Genomic DNA, 14,253 nt, shown 5'->3' with positions numbered 1-14,253 from the left:
GTCGCTTTGTATTAGAGATATGTTTTCAAAAAAAGAGCCTCTCGGCTCTTTTCATTTTAAATCGCAAACAAATCGTTTAGGTTCTCAGCCATAGTTGGGTGAGTGAAAATTTGTTTAGCTAAATCTGTGTATGGAATGTGATGATTCATAGCTAGGGTAATTAGATTGATAATTTCATGAGATTCTTGACCAAAGAGGGTCACACCCAAGATTTCCTTAGTTTCAGGATTTACCACAGCTTTGAAGGCACCACGCAAATCACCGTTAACATGGCCACGCGGCATGCCAGCAACTGGAAGTTCCTTGACTGCAACCGGTCCACCTGCTGCTCTGGCTTGATCTTCAGTAAGACCAACCTGTGCCAAAGGTGGGTTGAGAAACATAGCAGTTGGAACAGCTCCACGTGTTTCAAGGTTATAGCTACCATCACCAGTTAGGTAATTAAAGACAATACGGAAATCGTCTAGTGAGATATAGGTAAATTGAAGACCACCATTAACATCACCAACTGCAAAGACACCAGGAACACTTGTTTCCAAATGTTTATTGACCTGGATACCACCACGTTCAGTCAAGGCAATATCAGTATTTTCCAAGTGAAGAGGTTCGATATTAGGCTTGCGTCCTGTCGCATAGAGGAGTGCATCAAAACGGAACTCGCCTTTGTCAGTAACAACGACAACTTCATCACCGTCATTTTTCACTTCAGAAGTTTTAACACCTTGCTCAAAGACAATGCCGTCCTCTTCCATGTATTCCTTGGCCAACTTAGCAATAGATGGCTCTACACGTGGCAAGAAGCTAGTCGCTGCATCCAAAACAGTCACTTGGCTTCCCAAACGGTTATAAAGGCCAGCAAATTCAAGACCGATATTACCACCACCTAAGACACCTAAACGTTTTGGCAAGGCTTCAAGGGTTTGAATACCAGTTGAATCGTAAACATGCTTAGTTGTTGTCAAGCCAGGAATAGGCAAGACATTAGACACGGCACCTGTATTGATGACAATAGTCTCAGCTGTTAGCTCTTGGCGATCATCACCAGCCACTACTTCAATAACCTTATTTGACACAAAATGTGCCTCTGCATCAATGACATCAACGCCATTGTCTGCCAACATTTTATAATTCTTAGCATTAAGACGACCAGTCACTGCACCACGTTCCTTCATGGTATCGTCAAATGACCAGCCCTTCTCAGCCGCAACAATCATAGTCTTAGTTGGGATACAAGCAATATTAATGCAAGTACCACCATACATCGCTTTACTGCGCTCGATGACAGCAACTTTCTTACCAGCTGCATTCATCTTAGCAGCCAGAGTTTTACCGGCTTTACCGAAACCGATAACAATCAAATCATAGTTTAACATTTCTGTATCCTCCTATCTATCGCCATTCTATCATTTAATTTTTCAGACTGCACACAATTGAACCGGAAATAAAAAGAGGCTACAAGTTCCACTGTAACCCTTTTCTCATTCTATTTTAATAGGTTTCTATCAGTCCACTACCTGAGCATTCTTTCGCAGAAATTCTAATATCATTTTATTAAATTGCTTACTTTCAATAAAGGCCGCGTGCCCCAGTTTGCTAAATTCATAATAGGAAGCATTTGGAATGCTATTTGCAAGTTCCCTTGCACCATCCACTCCCAGAACCAAATCATTTTTAGCTCCCAAGACAAGAGTCGGGCAGGTAATTTTATCAAGGGACTTATGGCAATCAAACTCAAGAATAGAGTTGGCTAAACGGACAAATCGTTCTTGTTTTTCAACACTCACAGTCTTCAAGAATAGTTTATTAATCACATATAATTTCTTTAAAATAGGAGACGAAAATGTTTTACACATTGAATCCTTATTGAGCTTAGCCATCTCACCATTTTTAGCCATCTCAATCCATCCTCTGATGGTTTCTCTACTAATAGCATTATTTCGAGAGAATGTCAGAGCTAACACCAGACTAGTCACCTTTTGAGGATACTTGATAGCAAACAGCTGAGCAATCATACCACCTTGTGATATGCCTATGATAGAGGCATTAGCAATATGAAATTCTTGTAAAGAATGGTAGAGGTCATCAGCCATATTTTCAATTGAAATACCTTCTTCGATATGGTCCTTTCTATCAAAAATATAGACCTTATACTCCTTAGCGTATCGATAAAATAGCGAGTAAATGGCAAGGTTGGACATATCACCTAATCGTTGCAAACTTAATCCCGTAATGATAATAAGAGTTTTGTCTCCCTTACCAAAAGTGACATAATCTACACCTGGGTCCGACAAATGATTTCTTTGAATGCTAAACATTATCTACACACTTTCATTGTAAGATTTAAGTATTATCATGCGTCCGGGGCATTATTTGATGCTATGATGATAATACTTACCAAGACAACAAAGGTAACTTGCCAAAGAATGAAGGCCATGAAATCCCCACCTTTAAAAATAAGTAGGTCACAAACTAAAATAGCCAACAGCACAGCATTTTTTCTAAAAAGTTGGTCACAGTTTTTCCAAAAAGTCTCAAAAGAAATATTGGCTCCTATCTTACGAACAAGCTTCACATGATAAATAATCTCAACCAGGGATGCCACAACTACTGTAGTTAGCAGTTCAGTCAAAGAGACATCCATACGAAAACCAAAATAAAGAACGACAAGTTGAGAGAAAATAATTGCTGTGATCACACGAATATGGTTGGCCATGATAAAACCTCCTAATGGCAAGCATGAATAAAATATATTATAGATACTCATTACTGCCCTTATTATTTCTACTCATTATAGCATAAAATAAGACCAAAATTAGAAAACTTTCATCCTTTGCGAGAACTTGCCCATCAACTAACAAAAAAATGATTCACTTCTTATCTCAGACCACAAAAAAAGAGCCAACCAAATCATGGTGCGACTCCTCTTTGTTTATGCTAAATAATCTATTTATGCCAATTCGTCAATTGATGTATATTCTCTGTTTAGACCCTTTGCAACTGGTTTGCTGGTGATATGACCTTGGTAGGTTGTAACCCCTTGACGAAGACCTTCGTCGTCGTTAATTGCCTTTCTGAATCCTTTTCCTGCAAGGGCTTCGATATAAGGCAAAGTGACGTTGGTAAGGGCAATAGTTGATGTACGTGCCACAGCTCCTGGGATATTGGCAACGGCATAGTGAAGAACACCATGTGTTTCATAAACAGGCTCATCGTGAGTGGTCACGCGATCCGCAGTTTCAACAACCCCACCTTGGTCAACGGCAACGTCCACAATAACTGAACCTGGACGCATTTGTTTAACCATATGGTCAGTAACAAGTTTTGGTGCTTTTGCCCCTGGGATAAGAACTGCACCGATAACCACGTCAGCATCACGAACACTCGCTTCAATGTTGAGCGGATTTGACATCAGTGTTTGAATTTGGCTACCAAAGACCTCTTCAAGGACAGACAAACGTTTGGCACTGATATCAAGGATAGTCACTTGAGCTCCAAGTCCAAGGGCGATACGGGCTGCATGTGTCCCTACGACACCACCCCCGATAATAGTTACTTTACCTTTAGGAACACCAGGCACACCACCTAGGAGAACACCTGAACCACCCTCTTGTTTAGTCAAGAAATGTGCACCGATTTGAACAGCCATACGGCCTGCTACTTCACTCATTGGAACCAAAAGTGGTAGGTGACCTTCTTGGCTACGTACGGTTTCGTAGGCCACACCTGTTGTCTTGGCATTGACCATAGCATCTGCCAATTCTGGAGCTGCTGCCATGTGCAAGTAGGTAAAGAGTAAGAGATCCTCACGAAGGAAGCCATATTCTGCAGCAAGAGGTTCTTTAACCTTAACCACGAGTTCAGCTGCCCATGCTTCAGCAGCAGTTGCAACAATTTTGGCACCTTGTTTTTCGTAGTCTGCATCAGTAAAGCCAGATCCAAGACCTGCATTGGTTTCAATGAGGACTTCATGACCTTTAGCTACAAGACTTTGCACCCCAGCAGGCGTTAGAGCCACACGGTTCTCGTTATTTTTGATTTCTTTTGGAATACCAATTAACATACGTTTCTCCTTATTCGGAAGTTATAAGGTAAAACATCATAAAGATGACTTAACCACTTCCTATCTATTTTTTAAAATGATAACGCTTTCATTTTATCTAAAAAGCTCAAAAATAGCAAGTAAAAAATTCTCACCCCTTTTAGGTCCTGAAATCTTACTTCGAAAATACGACAAAAGAACCCAACCAATCGGCTGGGTTCTTAAGTGTAAACTAAATGATCAAAAGAATATTTCTACTTAGGCACTTCCTCCTTTTCAATTTCAAAAGTGGTATCAATTTAAAGTCCTAAAACCTTATTTAAAACTCTTAACAAAATAATAAAAGAGTCCTTGGTCTGCTAATTGCTTATGTCCCAACAGAAACTCAGGATGCCACTGAACACCTATAAATGGAGCGTCAGTGAAACTCTCAACTCCCTAACAGGGTTTTCATTACTGGTAATACCGATTAAGGGAATGGTTATTTTTATTGCTCCTTAAAATAGTCAAGTAGAAAGAGGGCGTTTTCCACATAGTAATTCACAGCTATTGGCAAGGCCTCGTCTTTCACAAGGAAATCATCATGGTGCCAGTCTGGTGCATTCTCTTCACCATTTGAGCCAACAAAGGCAAAGACTCCTGGTATTTCCTTTTGATAAGCCGCAAAGTCTTCGCCCCCTGTTGATGGCAAGGTTTCAATCACTTCTGCGAAGGCCTTAGAATTTTCAAAGATGAGAGGTGTGAGCGTCTGGTCATTGTAGGTCACATAAGGTGAATTACCCCAAGTAATGTCAACTTGAGCACCGAACTGGTCTGCTGTCGCCTGAACGACCTTTTCAAAACGAGCAATGACATCTTCACGAACCTTAGGCTCAAAGGTACGAATCGTTCCTTCGAAAAAGCCTGCTGCTGGAAGAACATTCCAAGTATTTCCAACTTCGATATGAGTAACCGACAATACTGCTGATTCAAAGGGCGATACCGTACGAGCTACAATCTGCTGTAAATTGTTGATGATAGTCGTAGTAACCAAGACCGTATCTACACCCAAATCAGGACGAGCCGCATGGGAAGAAACACCCTTAACATCAACCCTAAACTGCTCCACACCAGCCATGATGGCCCCCGAACGAAGACCAATCTGACCAGGTTTCAAGTGAGGATTATTGTGATAACCGATGATAGCTGACACACCCTCAATACCGCCCGCTTCAATGACCTGATAGGCCCCTTGGAAGTTTTCCTCAGCTGGTTGGAAAATCAATCGAACGGTCCCCTTAAGCTCTGCTTCTCTTTCTTTTAAAAGCTGAGCGGCTCCAAGTAGAGAGGTTTGGTGAAAGTCATGACCACAAGCATGCATAGCCCCATTATCGCTGGCATAAGGAAGTCCTGTCTTTTCCTTAATCGGTAGGGCATCAATATCAGCACGCAAAGCAATAATCGGATGACCTGACCCAATCTCAGCGATGAGTCCCGTCTTCAAGGGATAATTTAAAGGCTCAATACCTAGATTTTTCAAATAACCTTTCAAAAAGACTGTCGTCTCATGCTCCTCCTCAGAAACCTCTGGATGTTGGTGAATCTGATGACGTGTCTTTGCTAAATGATCGTAAAATGCTTCTGTCATAATGACCCTCCCTCTCTGATTAGTCTCGGATTGTCAATCCTTTTTTGAAACTCTCAATCGAATTGATTCCATCATACCACCAGAAGCGACACTTGAGAAATCAAAAATACTTATAGTATTCCATAAGTATTTCTTATACCTCTAAAAAACACTGTCATTATAGGTATTGTAGTATAAAGACTAGCGATAAGATAGGCTTATCAGGTGATTGAAAGTTCCTATCGCACCTTAAGCCACATAGGGCTACTAACCCAAATAAGTACGCAAGATTGTTTTTTCCGCTTCAGTCAACGTACGGTAGGAACCTACTGCCATCCCTTCATCAAGCTTAAACTCTCCGAAAGAGATACGCTTAAGATAGGTCACCTTGACCCCATAAGCTAAAAACATCTTTTTCACTTGATGAAACTTGCCTTCTGAAATCGTGATTTTAGCGCAACTTTTATCACTTGCAGAACGTAAAACTTCCAGCTGAGCTGATTGACAAACAGTACCATCCTCAAAGACAACACCTGACTCAAAAAATGAAGGTGCATCAGGCCCAAGAATATCATTGACCTCAACATAATAAGTCTTAGCTACATGATAGCGGGGGTGAAGCATGGCAAAGCCCAGAGGCCCATTGTTGGTAATCAGCACCAAACCCTCCGTGTCTCTATCCAATCGGCCCACAGGATAAAGACCGTCTCGCTGATCTTCAGGCTTAATCAAATCAATGACTGTCTGGTGTTCCTTGTCCTTTCGAGCTGACACTACACCTGCTGGCTTATTCATGAGATAGTAAACTTCTGGCGTATGCTCCAGTTCCTTACCAGAAACCGTGATAGTTTGAAGACTAGCATCCACATTAAGATTATCTCGATCCGCCAAGACACCATCCACATATACCTGACGACTACGAATAAGCTTCTTAACCTGATTTCGAGAACCGAAGCCTGCCTGTCCTAATAATTTGTCTAAACGCATAACCTTATTGTACCACGGATAAGCCTGGTCTAGCAGACTAAAAAAGGAGGACAGAAGAAAGGTCTCAAATGAACGCTTGATAAAACAAAAAGTCTACCTTAAAAGATAGACTTATCACATTATTAAGACTTACACATTCACGTGGAAGATATGCCCGACCAAGAAGGTCACAAGCATGGTCAAGAGTCCTACTGTCAAGTTACGCAACATCGCTTGTTTAACAGGTGCTTTTCCAAGCTTGGCACTGATATAACCAGTCAAGAGCAAGGTGAGGGCAACCACGACCACTGTTACAGGAATACGGTAAGGCTCCGGGAACAGCATGATAGCTAGTGCTGGTGGCAAGGAACCAACTGAAAAAGCCAGGAAACTAGATACAGCAGCATGCCATGGATTAGTAATTTCATCCAAATCCACCCCATATTTTTCCTCAACTAAGACCTTAATCGGATTCTTATTGAAGGCTTGATTAACCTTAACTTCAGCTGCTGTTTCGCAATCCCCCTGACTGAGGAAGGTTTGATACAAACTCTCTCTAGCTGCCTCAGGAGAGCGGTCCAAGAGGGCTTGTTCCTTAGCGATAGCAGCTTCTTCAGTATCTTTTTGCGTTGACACACTGACATATTCGCCACCTGCCATCGAAAAGGCACCGGCAAAAATCGCTGACAAGGCAGAAATCAAGATGAACCAGATGTTTGATGTCGCACTGGCCACACCGATAACCACTCCCGCAATGGAAATGATACCATCATTAGCCCCCAAAACACCAGCTCTTAAAATATTTAAACGTTCTGCAAAATTCTTATCTTCCAATTCTCTTACTCCTTATTTAGAATGATTCTAAAAAGTATTATAGCAGTTATTTAGAATGATTACAAATAAGAAGTTTGAAAAGTAGAATTTTTAAGGTTTACTCCAGTCACACGCAAACTCCAAAGCTAATAAAGCTACCTTGTCCTTTTCATCCAAGTCCATATGATTCATCAAGTTACGGGCATCCCAATTACCTTCAGAAAGGTGGTCCGCAGCATAGAAGAAATGGCAGATGTCAACACCTCTAAACTTTGCTAAAGCTGCAACTGCAGAGCACTCCATATCCACACAAATGGCCCCTGCTGCCTTTCGAGCTTTGAGTTTAGCACTCGTCTCACGGTTAATACCATCAGTTGTCCAGACCTTGCCTTCCTTATGAGGAATCTGACGCTCATTGAGATAGGAACGAAAACAATCTAAAACACCCACATTTACCGCAATCTCATTGCTAGCTTCCACATAGTGAAAACTCGTTCCTTCATCTCTAAGAGCATGACTAGGGATAATAATAGAAGTCTCTTTAATATCTTCATCAAGCACCCCACAAGTCCCAAAGAGCACCAGTTTATCAGTTCCCAAAGCAAAAATATCCTCTAAAATAGCCACACAGGCAGAGGCACCTACAGGTGCATTAAAAAGAGCCAACTCCTGCTCATCAATAACAAGCTTATATATCGGAATAGCCACATTCGCCATGGACGTTTCATAGATAAGTTCATGAGGAAACATCTCAAGCATTCGTTGAAAGGTCGAACGAGAAAAACAGGATACAGCTATTTTAGGAAACCCCTCAAGAGGCTCATTCAAGTCCTCGGGATTGATAATCGCTTGTCTATTATCATCAAATTCAGTTAGTAGCATACGTGACCTCCTTAGTTTTAGGACCCATTATAACACAAAAAAACAGACCAAAAAGAACGGTCTGATTCTCTCACTATCTATTCTTCATTTTCCAAATCGTCTAGCTGTTTTTCAAGACGTCTTCTCTCATATCTTCCCAATGCAGCAATAGCCCAATTCATAAAAAAGACAAAGGGAGCATACAACATATAAGTAACTACCCAAGCCATGAGATATCTAGGATCCAATGGATTATTATGATAGACATTGTGGTATGACTGATAGTTAACTATCATTATTTTAAGGATGATAAGCCCAGTCACCAGTAAACAACCTAGGACTGTCATACTCGAACCTCCAAAAGCACTTACAGCAAGACGTTCAGCTCTATAAATAGACCAAACCCATGCAATTAATATTGGAAAAGTTAAGTAATTAGAAGTGATGACACCATTGTTAAAGAGGGAGCCATAAAGTAAGCATACAAGCGTCCCTGCAATCATTATGTAATAGCATTCGGCAGCAACTTTATTAGTTAGAGCTTCTTCGCGTTCATCTGTAACCTCATTATTAATTAGTTTGAATTTCATCATCTTTACTTCCTTCCTAATTCTCCCAAAACAGTTGATCCAAGGTCCTGTCCAGTGTCTTGCAAATGGCAATGCATAAGGCTAGGCTGGGATTGTACTTTCCGGCTTCAATCAAACCTATGGTTTGTCTTGTTGCACCTACAGCTTCTGCCAAGTCACCCTGGGTCATATCATGCTCTACTCGAGCTGCTTTTAAACGTAAATTCTTTGCCACATGCCCCTCCTTTACATCATATCTGATATTATCGTCGACATCAATTAGATTCACCATCTGTTTTCATCTTAATTATACACTATATATTTCTAATTGCAATATATATATGTCATTATTTTAGAAATAAATTGCAAAATAAAAAACCGAGATTGCTCTCAGCTTTTTCACTCTTTAAACTTAGGCAGGTGTTACATCCAAGCTCTCACCAATAGCCGCAAGGCGTGCGACAACCTCTTCTTGGCTCAAACCATTTTCAGAGACATAGCGATTACGTGGGTGAACACGGCATTCATGTGAGCAGCCACGGAGGTATTTATCTTCATTTTCCTCTGAGGCAAGGATACGACGGTTACAAAATGGGTTACCGCAGTTGACATAGCGTTCGCAAGGCGTCCCATCGAACCAATCCTTACCGACAACGACAGGGTCTACATGGTTGATATCAACGGCAATACGCTCGTCAAAGACATACATCTTACCATCCCAAAGCTCCCCTTGAACCTCTGGATTTTTTCCGTAAGTGGCAATTCCACCGTGCAATTGACCAACATCTTTGTAGCCTTCACGGACCATCCAACCTGAGAATTTCTCACAGCGGACACCACCAGTACAGTAAACAACCACGCGCTTATCCATGAACTCTTCTTTATGGTCGCGAACCCATTGTGGCAATTCACGGAAATTGCGAATGTCTGGACGAATGGCTCCACGGAAGTGGCCAAGGTCATACTCATAGTCGTTACGTGTATCGAGGACAATAGTGTCCTCATCTAAAAGAGCGTCTTTAAACTCTTTTGGTGACAAGTAGGCACCCGTTGTTTCAAGTGGATTGATGTCGCTGTCAAAGTTATCATCCTCTAAACCAAGGTGAACGATTTCCTTCTTGTAGCGAACAAACATCTTCTTGAAGGCTTGCTCCTCTTCCTCATCAATCTTGAACCAGAGGTCCTCCATCCCTGGAAGGCTGTGAACGTAGTCCATGTATTTTTGAGTGGTTTCATAGTCACCAGAAACCGTTCCATTGATTCCCTCGTCAGCGACCAAGATACGTCCTTTCAGACCGATTGACTTACAGAAAGCCAAGTGGTCAGCCGCAAATTGCTCAGCATTTTCGATGGGAAGGTATTTATAATAAAGCAATACTCGAATAGGTTTTGCCATTGTATGTCCTCTTTCTTTATGAAATATCTATATCTGTTGTTTGATAGTCAAAGTCAACTTAACTATTATAGCGCTATCAAAGAGGGCTAAGCAATTGATTTGCTTGGAAGTGACTTTTCACAAAAGAAAAAGGCTGAGCGCCAAATGCCTCAACCTGAGTTTCGTGGGATAGTTTTTCTACAAGATAGTATTACAATTCTTTTTGTAGTGTTCCTAAGATAAGCAGTTGTGTCAGAAAAATCCAGAAAATAAGAACTCCTATATCTACAAGCGAAACGGTTCCATGTCTATAAAAGCTAGCTCTAAGAAGATTCGCAGAAGGGACAAATGGAAGTAGATAATAAAGTTGATCTAGCCAATCTGGAAGACGACTTGCCGGATACATGATAGGTGAAAACATAAGACCAATCATTAAAATAAGCTGAGACATTAGCGTTACAATATTTTGGGAAAATATATAAGCAATTGAAAATCCTAGACTAATCATTGTTAGGCAAATAAGCAACATCACAAAAACAGACAAAATTGACAAATTTAATTGTACAGAAAAGCGAAGACAGCCTAATATAAAAGAGATGAATACACCTGGTAAAATAGCAATTAACCATATACACAGGTCAGCTAAAGAAATTAGAATCCTAGGAATAGGTAAAGCTCGAATATAGTCCACATGACCTTCTGACTTGGCATTGGCTATGACAGGAGATGAAATCGTACAACCAATAGAAATAACTCCCATTAAAACTGATCCAGAGGCAAGATAGTAAGCAGTTGTTGTATCCATCTTACCAATTACCAACGGATACCCAAAAAGAAGTGAAACGGACAAAAGCACTTGAGCTAGTGTGAATAGAATGAATAGATTTTTTTGTCGAAGAAAGTTCCAACGAAGTAAGTAAAAAAATTGAGTCATATCAGTTAACAAGCTCCTCTTTATAGAGATCGGAAATAGATAATGTTTTCATCTTAACCGAAAGGTTTGAAATAATCCCTTTTTCTAGACCTTCCTTGACTTGAATGAGTATTCGGGTTAATTCACTTTCCTCAATTTCCATCTGACAAACACAACCATTGACTATCGTATAATTTTCGAATAGACTTACAAATTCTTTACTAACAAAATTGAAAGTAATTTGATAATGATTTTTATAAGACATTTGGTGCACTGGACCAGATTTTAATAATTTACCATGGTTAAAAAGAGCAAAATTATCCGCATATTTTTCGACCTCTAGTAGATTGTGGGTAACAATGATAATAGTGTGTCCTTTATAAGCCAGCTTTTGTAATAATTGCCACTGTTTCTCACGACGTACAGGATCAACATCGTTGGTTGGTTCGTCAAGAAGCATGATATCAGCAGAGCCAATTAATGCCATCGCAAAAGATGTAAGCCGTTTTAGACCTCCTGAAAGATTCTTCCCTTGTTTATCACGGTATTCTACTATTTCTAGATCTGCCAGAAGGTAATCAATTTCTTTTTGGAGTTCTGAGGTGCTTAACCCTCTCATTCTTCCAATCATCTCTAAATTTTGCTCAACAGTTAACTTGTCAAGTGGTGCATACTGTTGTGACATATAACTCATCATTGTTCGAGCTTGTTTACGGTTATGTATAAAAGAAATACCTCCATAGTGAACATCTCCCTGATCAGGCTTAATAAAGCCAATCATTTGCTTTAAAAGGGTTGATTTACCAGCACCATTATGTCCTAAAAAAGCTGTGATTTTTGCAGCTTCTATCTCTAAGAAGATATGGTTATTAGCAAAATGTTGTTTATCAAATGATTTTGTTAGATTTTCAATGGTGAGCGTCTCAAAGGTCATAATTTTATTTCTCCGTATTGAGAAAAGATATCCCAGTATACTTCATTTTTGATAGGGTTATTGTATAATAACCTTAAGAGAGTCTTATGATTATGTCATAATTGACCATTTTAACGTTATAATTAACATACACAAATGAGTGAGGAGGTTTTCAATGTTAAAAGTTGCTATTTGTGATGACTCTGATAGAGATGCTAGCCAATTAGAACATTATTTACTTTCTTATGATAAATTTCCTCTAGAAACAAAACTTTATACAAATCCACAAAAACTGTTAAATCAGCTGACACCAGACATCCACTGTGTCTTTTTGGATATTAATATGCCAGGAATCAATGGAATTGACCTAGCACAGAAGATTAGAAAATTTAATCCTTTCATTCCTATTATTTTTGTGACAAGCTATCGTGATTATATGGAGCAAGTCTTCGAAGTTCAGACTTTTGACTATATCGTAAAACCGATAGAACCTCAAAAGTTGACGAAAGTATTGGATCGTATTTTGCGTTTTTTGGATATAGGCCAAGCACTTTTCACCTTCTCATTTGGTAAACACAATTATTCTGTCCCTTCGAGCGATATTGTATTTTTTGAAAAAGATAAACGTTCAGTATTTATATACACAAAGACAGGTACCTACAAGTCTCTACTAAAAACAAAAGAGATTTTGGAAAAACTTCCTAATTATTTTATTCAAATTCATGCTTCCTATATTTTAAACCCCAAATACATCAAAGACTTTGATTCAAAAACAGTTACTATTTTACTAAATGGGGCTGAAGAACACCTACTCCCAATTAGTAGAAAGTTTCAGTTTTCTTTTAAAGAAAAGTATTACAGCTATCTCAGTGAAAGGCATTTTTAATGTTAGTAGGATTACGAATAATCAGTATCTTGTACGATTTATTTCTAGCAAGTATTTTATTTTATAGACCATTCTCTAAAATCAATATGAAAAAGAAGCCTTTAATAGCCCTTTTTTTCATATTGATTTTTCATGGGGAACTCGTGTTCCTATTTTCTGAGAGTCGTGTTTTTTTGGTCAGTAATCTCCTTCTAAACATTTTAGAATACTATCTAATCGGCCTCAATTTTGATTATCCTATTCGCCAGTCTTCCTTTTGGATTCTTTTACAAACTAGTCTAAGTTTGTTAGCAGGGGCTGTCCTAAACCAAGGAATCCAACTAATTTTACCTTTAGGGGAACTATCAAAAAATTTAGAAGCTATTAGTTTGTATCTCGGAATAAGTTTCTTTTTGTCTACAGGAATAACTCTTATTTTACGAAAGCTTCTTCTGTCCCATCAAAGGCTTCGTATTGCTACTTCTAAGGGGAACTGGCTTTATCAGTTTATCGTGCCTCTTTTATCTATTTTCTTTGCTTTTACAATATCTGCTATTCAAGGAGGGGTATTTGGAGCAGATTACCTTTCAATCATTTCTCTCTCATCTCTCATTGTATTGACTCTTTCCTCTCTTTATTTTAATCTGTACCTTGCTCGTCAACAGCAGCAATATTACCAAAATCAATTGGAAAAAGAACAGCTACAGTTTCAAGTTCGAGAAATACAACAATCTCAAGAAGAGTATCAACGTCTCCAAAGCCTTCGGCATGACTTAAAAAATAAACATTTGACTCTTTTATCGCTTTTAGAGAAAAATCCTGAAGAGGCAAAAGATTATCTTTATTCATTAACAGATAGTATAGTAGGTGAACAAACTTTCTACTCTAAAAATCAAACTATTAATTTTTTACTTAATCAAAAACTACATCATTTAAAAGATGAGATAGAAATGGAAATTGATTGCTTTGTACCACAAGAATTATCTATTCAGCCAGATATTTTAGCTGTTATATTAGGAAACTGCCTAGACAATAGTATTGCAGCTTGTCTCAGACTACCAAATAAAGAAAGAAGCTTATCAATTAATATCCGTTACTTTCAACAAAATCTTTTTATCAATATTAGAAATAATTTTGATGAGAAAGAAAAATCTACTCGTAAGTCTCGTCAAAAAGATGGCTTGGGGTTGCGAAATATCGATGCTCTTGTTAAAGAATATCAAGGTAATATCAAACGCTTTATAAAAGATGGACAATATCAAATAGAGATTTTATTACCAATAAAAATAGGGACTATTCCGACTAAAGAACTTTAGGTAATTGATGAAAAATG

General features: G+C 39.0%; 15 protein-coding genes. 2 read left to right on the top strand and 13 right to left on the bottom strand.

The window, feature by feature from the left end:
* Nucleotides 1-56 precede the first annotated feature (56 nt).
* The 13 genes from HMPREF2637_RS07110 to HMPREF2637_RS07050 form a co-directional block, all read right to left on the bottom strand.
* On the bottom strand, nucleotides 57-1,373 hold the full coding sequence (locus HMPREF2637_RS07110; RefSeq protein ID WP_002886137.1) for an FAD-containing oxidoreductase: 1,317 nt from the start codon (nucleotides 1,371-1,373) through the stop codon (nucleotides 57-59).
* 129 nt (nucleotides 1,374-1,502) lie between these two features.
* On the bottom strand, nucleotides 1,503-2,315 hold the full coding sequence (locus HMPREF2637_RS07105; protein WP_064524876.1) for an alpha/beta fold hydrolase: 813 nt from the start codon (nucleotides 2,313-2,315) through the stop codon (nucleotides 1,503-1,505).
* A gap of 35 nt (nucleotides 2,316-2,350) precedes the next feature.
* Nucleotides 2,351-2,713, bottom strand: coding sequence for a hypothetical protein (locus HMPREF2637_RS07100; RefSeq protein WP_064524875.1), 363 nt, complete (start codon nucleotides 2,711-2,713; stop codon nucleotides 2,351-2,353).
* A 234-nt stretch (nucleotides 2,714-2,947) separates the two neighbouring features.
* Nucleotides 2,948-4,060: an alanine dehydrogenase gene (ald, locus tag HMPREF2637_RS07095; RefSeq protein WP_064521258.1), complete on the bottom strand. Its 1,113-nt coding sequence runs from the start codon at nucleotides 4,058-4,060 to the stop codon at nucleotides 2,948-2,950.
* A 466-nt stretch (nucleotides 4,061-4,526) separates the two neighbouring features.
* A complete protein-coding gene (locus HMPREF2637_RS07090; protein ID WP_064524873.1) occupies nucleotides 4,527-5,666 on the bottom strand; it encodes an amidohydrolase in 1,140 nt (379 codons plus the stop codon).
* A 246-nt stretch (nucleotides 5,667-5,912) separates the two neighbouring features.
* A complete protein-coding gene (locus HMPREF2637_RS07085) occupies nucleotides 5,913-6,632 on the bottom strand; it encodes a 16S rRNA pseudouridine(516) synthase (protein ID WP_064524871.1) in 720 nt (239 codons plus the stop codon).
* 129 nt (nucleotides 6,633-6,761) lie between these two features.
* The gene (locus HMPREF2637_RS07080; protein WP_002890291.1) at nucleotides 6,762-7,445 is read right to left on the bottom strand and encodes a VIT1/CCC1 transporter family protein; all 684 of its coding nucleotides are present in this window, start codon (nucleotides 7,443-7,445) and stop codon (nucleotides 6,762-6,764) included.
* 90 nt (nucleotides 7,446-7,535) lie between these two features.
* On the bottom strand, nucleotides 7,536-8,306 hold the full coding sequence (locus HMPREF2637_RS07075; protein ID WP_070839766.1) for a nucleoside phosphorylase: 771 nt from the start codon (nucleotides 8,304-8,306) through the stop codon (nucleotides 7,536-7,538).
* Nucleotides 8,307-8,383: 77 nt separating this feature from the next.
* Nucleotides 8,384-8,878: a DUF6773 family protein gene (locus tag HMPREF2637_RS07070; protein WP_064524869.1), complete on the bottom strand. Its 495-nt coding sequence runs from the start codon at nucleotides 8,876-8,878 to the stop codon at nucleotides 8,384-8,386.
* Nucleotides 8,879-8,891: 13 nt separating this feature from the next.
* Nucleotides 8,892-9,089 carry a helix-turn-helix transcriptional regulator gene (locus tag HMPREF2637_RS07065; protein ID WP_045772022.1) on the bottom strand — a complete coding sequence of 66 codons (198 nt, stop codon included), beginning with the start codon at nucleotides 9,087-9,089 and terminating at the stop codon, nucleotides 8,892-8,894.
* 177 nt (nucleotides 9,090-9,266) lie between these two features.
* Nucleotides 9,267-10,250, bottom strand: coding sequence for an oxygen-dependent tRNA uridine(34) hydroxylase TrhO (locus HMPREF2637_RS07060; protein ID WP_064524867.1), 984 nt, complete (start codon nucleotides 10,248-10,250; stop codon nucleotides 9,267-9,269).
* A gap of 190 nt (nucleotides 10,251-10,440) precedes the next feature.
* Nucleotides 10,441-11,163, bottom strand: a complete 723-nt coding sequence (locus HMPREF2637_RS07055) for an ABC transporter permease (RefSeq protein WP_064524865.1) — start codon at nucleotides 11,161-11,163, stop codon at nucleotides 10,441-10,443.
* Between the two features lies 1 nt (nucleotide 11,164).
* Entirely contained in the window at nucleotides 11,165-12,076 is a 912-nt protein-coding gene (locus tag HMPREF2637_RS07050; RefSeq protein ID WP_064524864.1) for an ABC transporter ATP-binding protein, read from the bottom strand.
* Between the two features lie 154 nt (nucleotides 12,077-12,230).
* Here HMPREF2637_RS07050 and HMPREF2637_RS07045 point away from each other — a divergent pair, with 154 nt between their 5' ends.
* Nucleotides 12,231-12,941 carry a LytR/AlgR family response regulator transcription factor gene (locus HMPREF2637_RS07045; protein WP_064524863.1) on the top strand — a complete coding sequence of 237 codons (711 nt, stop codon included), beginning with the start codon at nucleotides 12,231-12,233 and terminating at the stop codon, nucleotides 12,939-12,941.
* Nucleotides 12,941-14,236, top strand: a complete 1,296-nt coding sequence (locus HMPREF2637_RS07040; protein WP_064524861.1) for a sensor histidine kinase — start codon at nucleotides 12,941-12,943, stop codon at nucleotides 14,234-14,236. The genes HMPREF2637_RS07045 and HMPREF2637_RS07040 overlap by 1 nt, the downstream gene beginning before the upstream one ends.
* Nucleotides 14,237-14,253 lie beyond the last annotated feature (17 nt).

This window comes from Streptococcus sp. HMSC065H07, from assembly GCF_001837325.1.
Classification (GTDB): Bacteria; Bacillota; Bacilli; order Lactobacillales; family Streptococcaceae; genus Streptococcus; species Streptococcus salivarius_H.
This window is presented reverse-complemented; position numbering and strand designations above follow the sequence as displayed.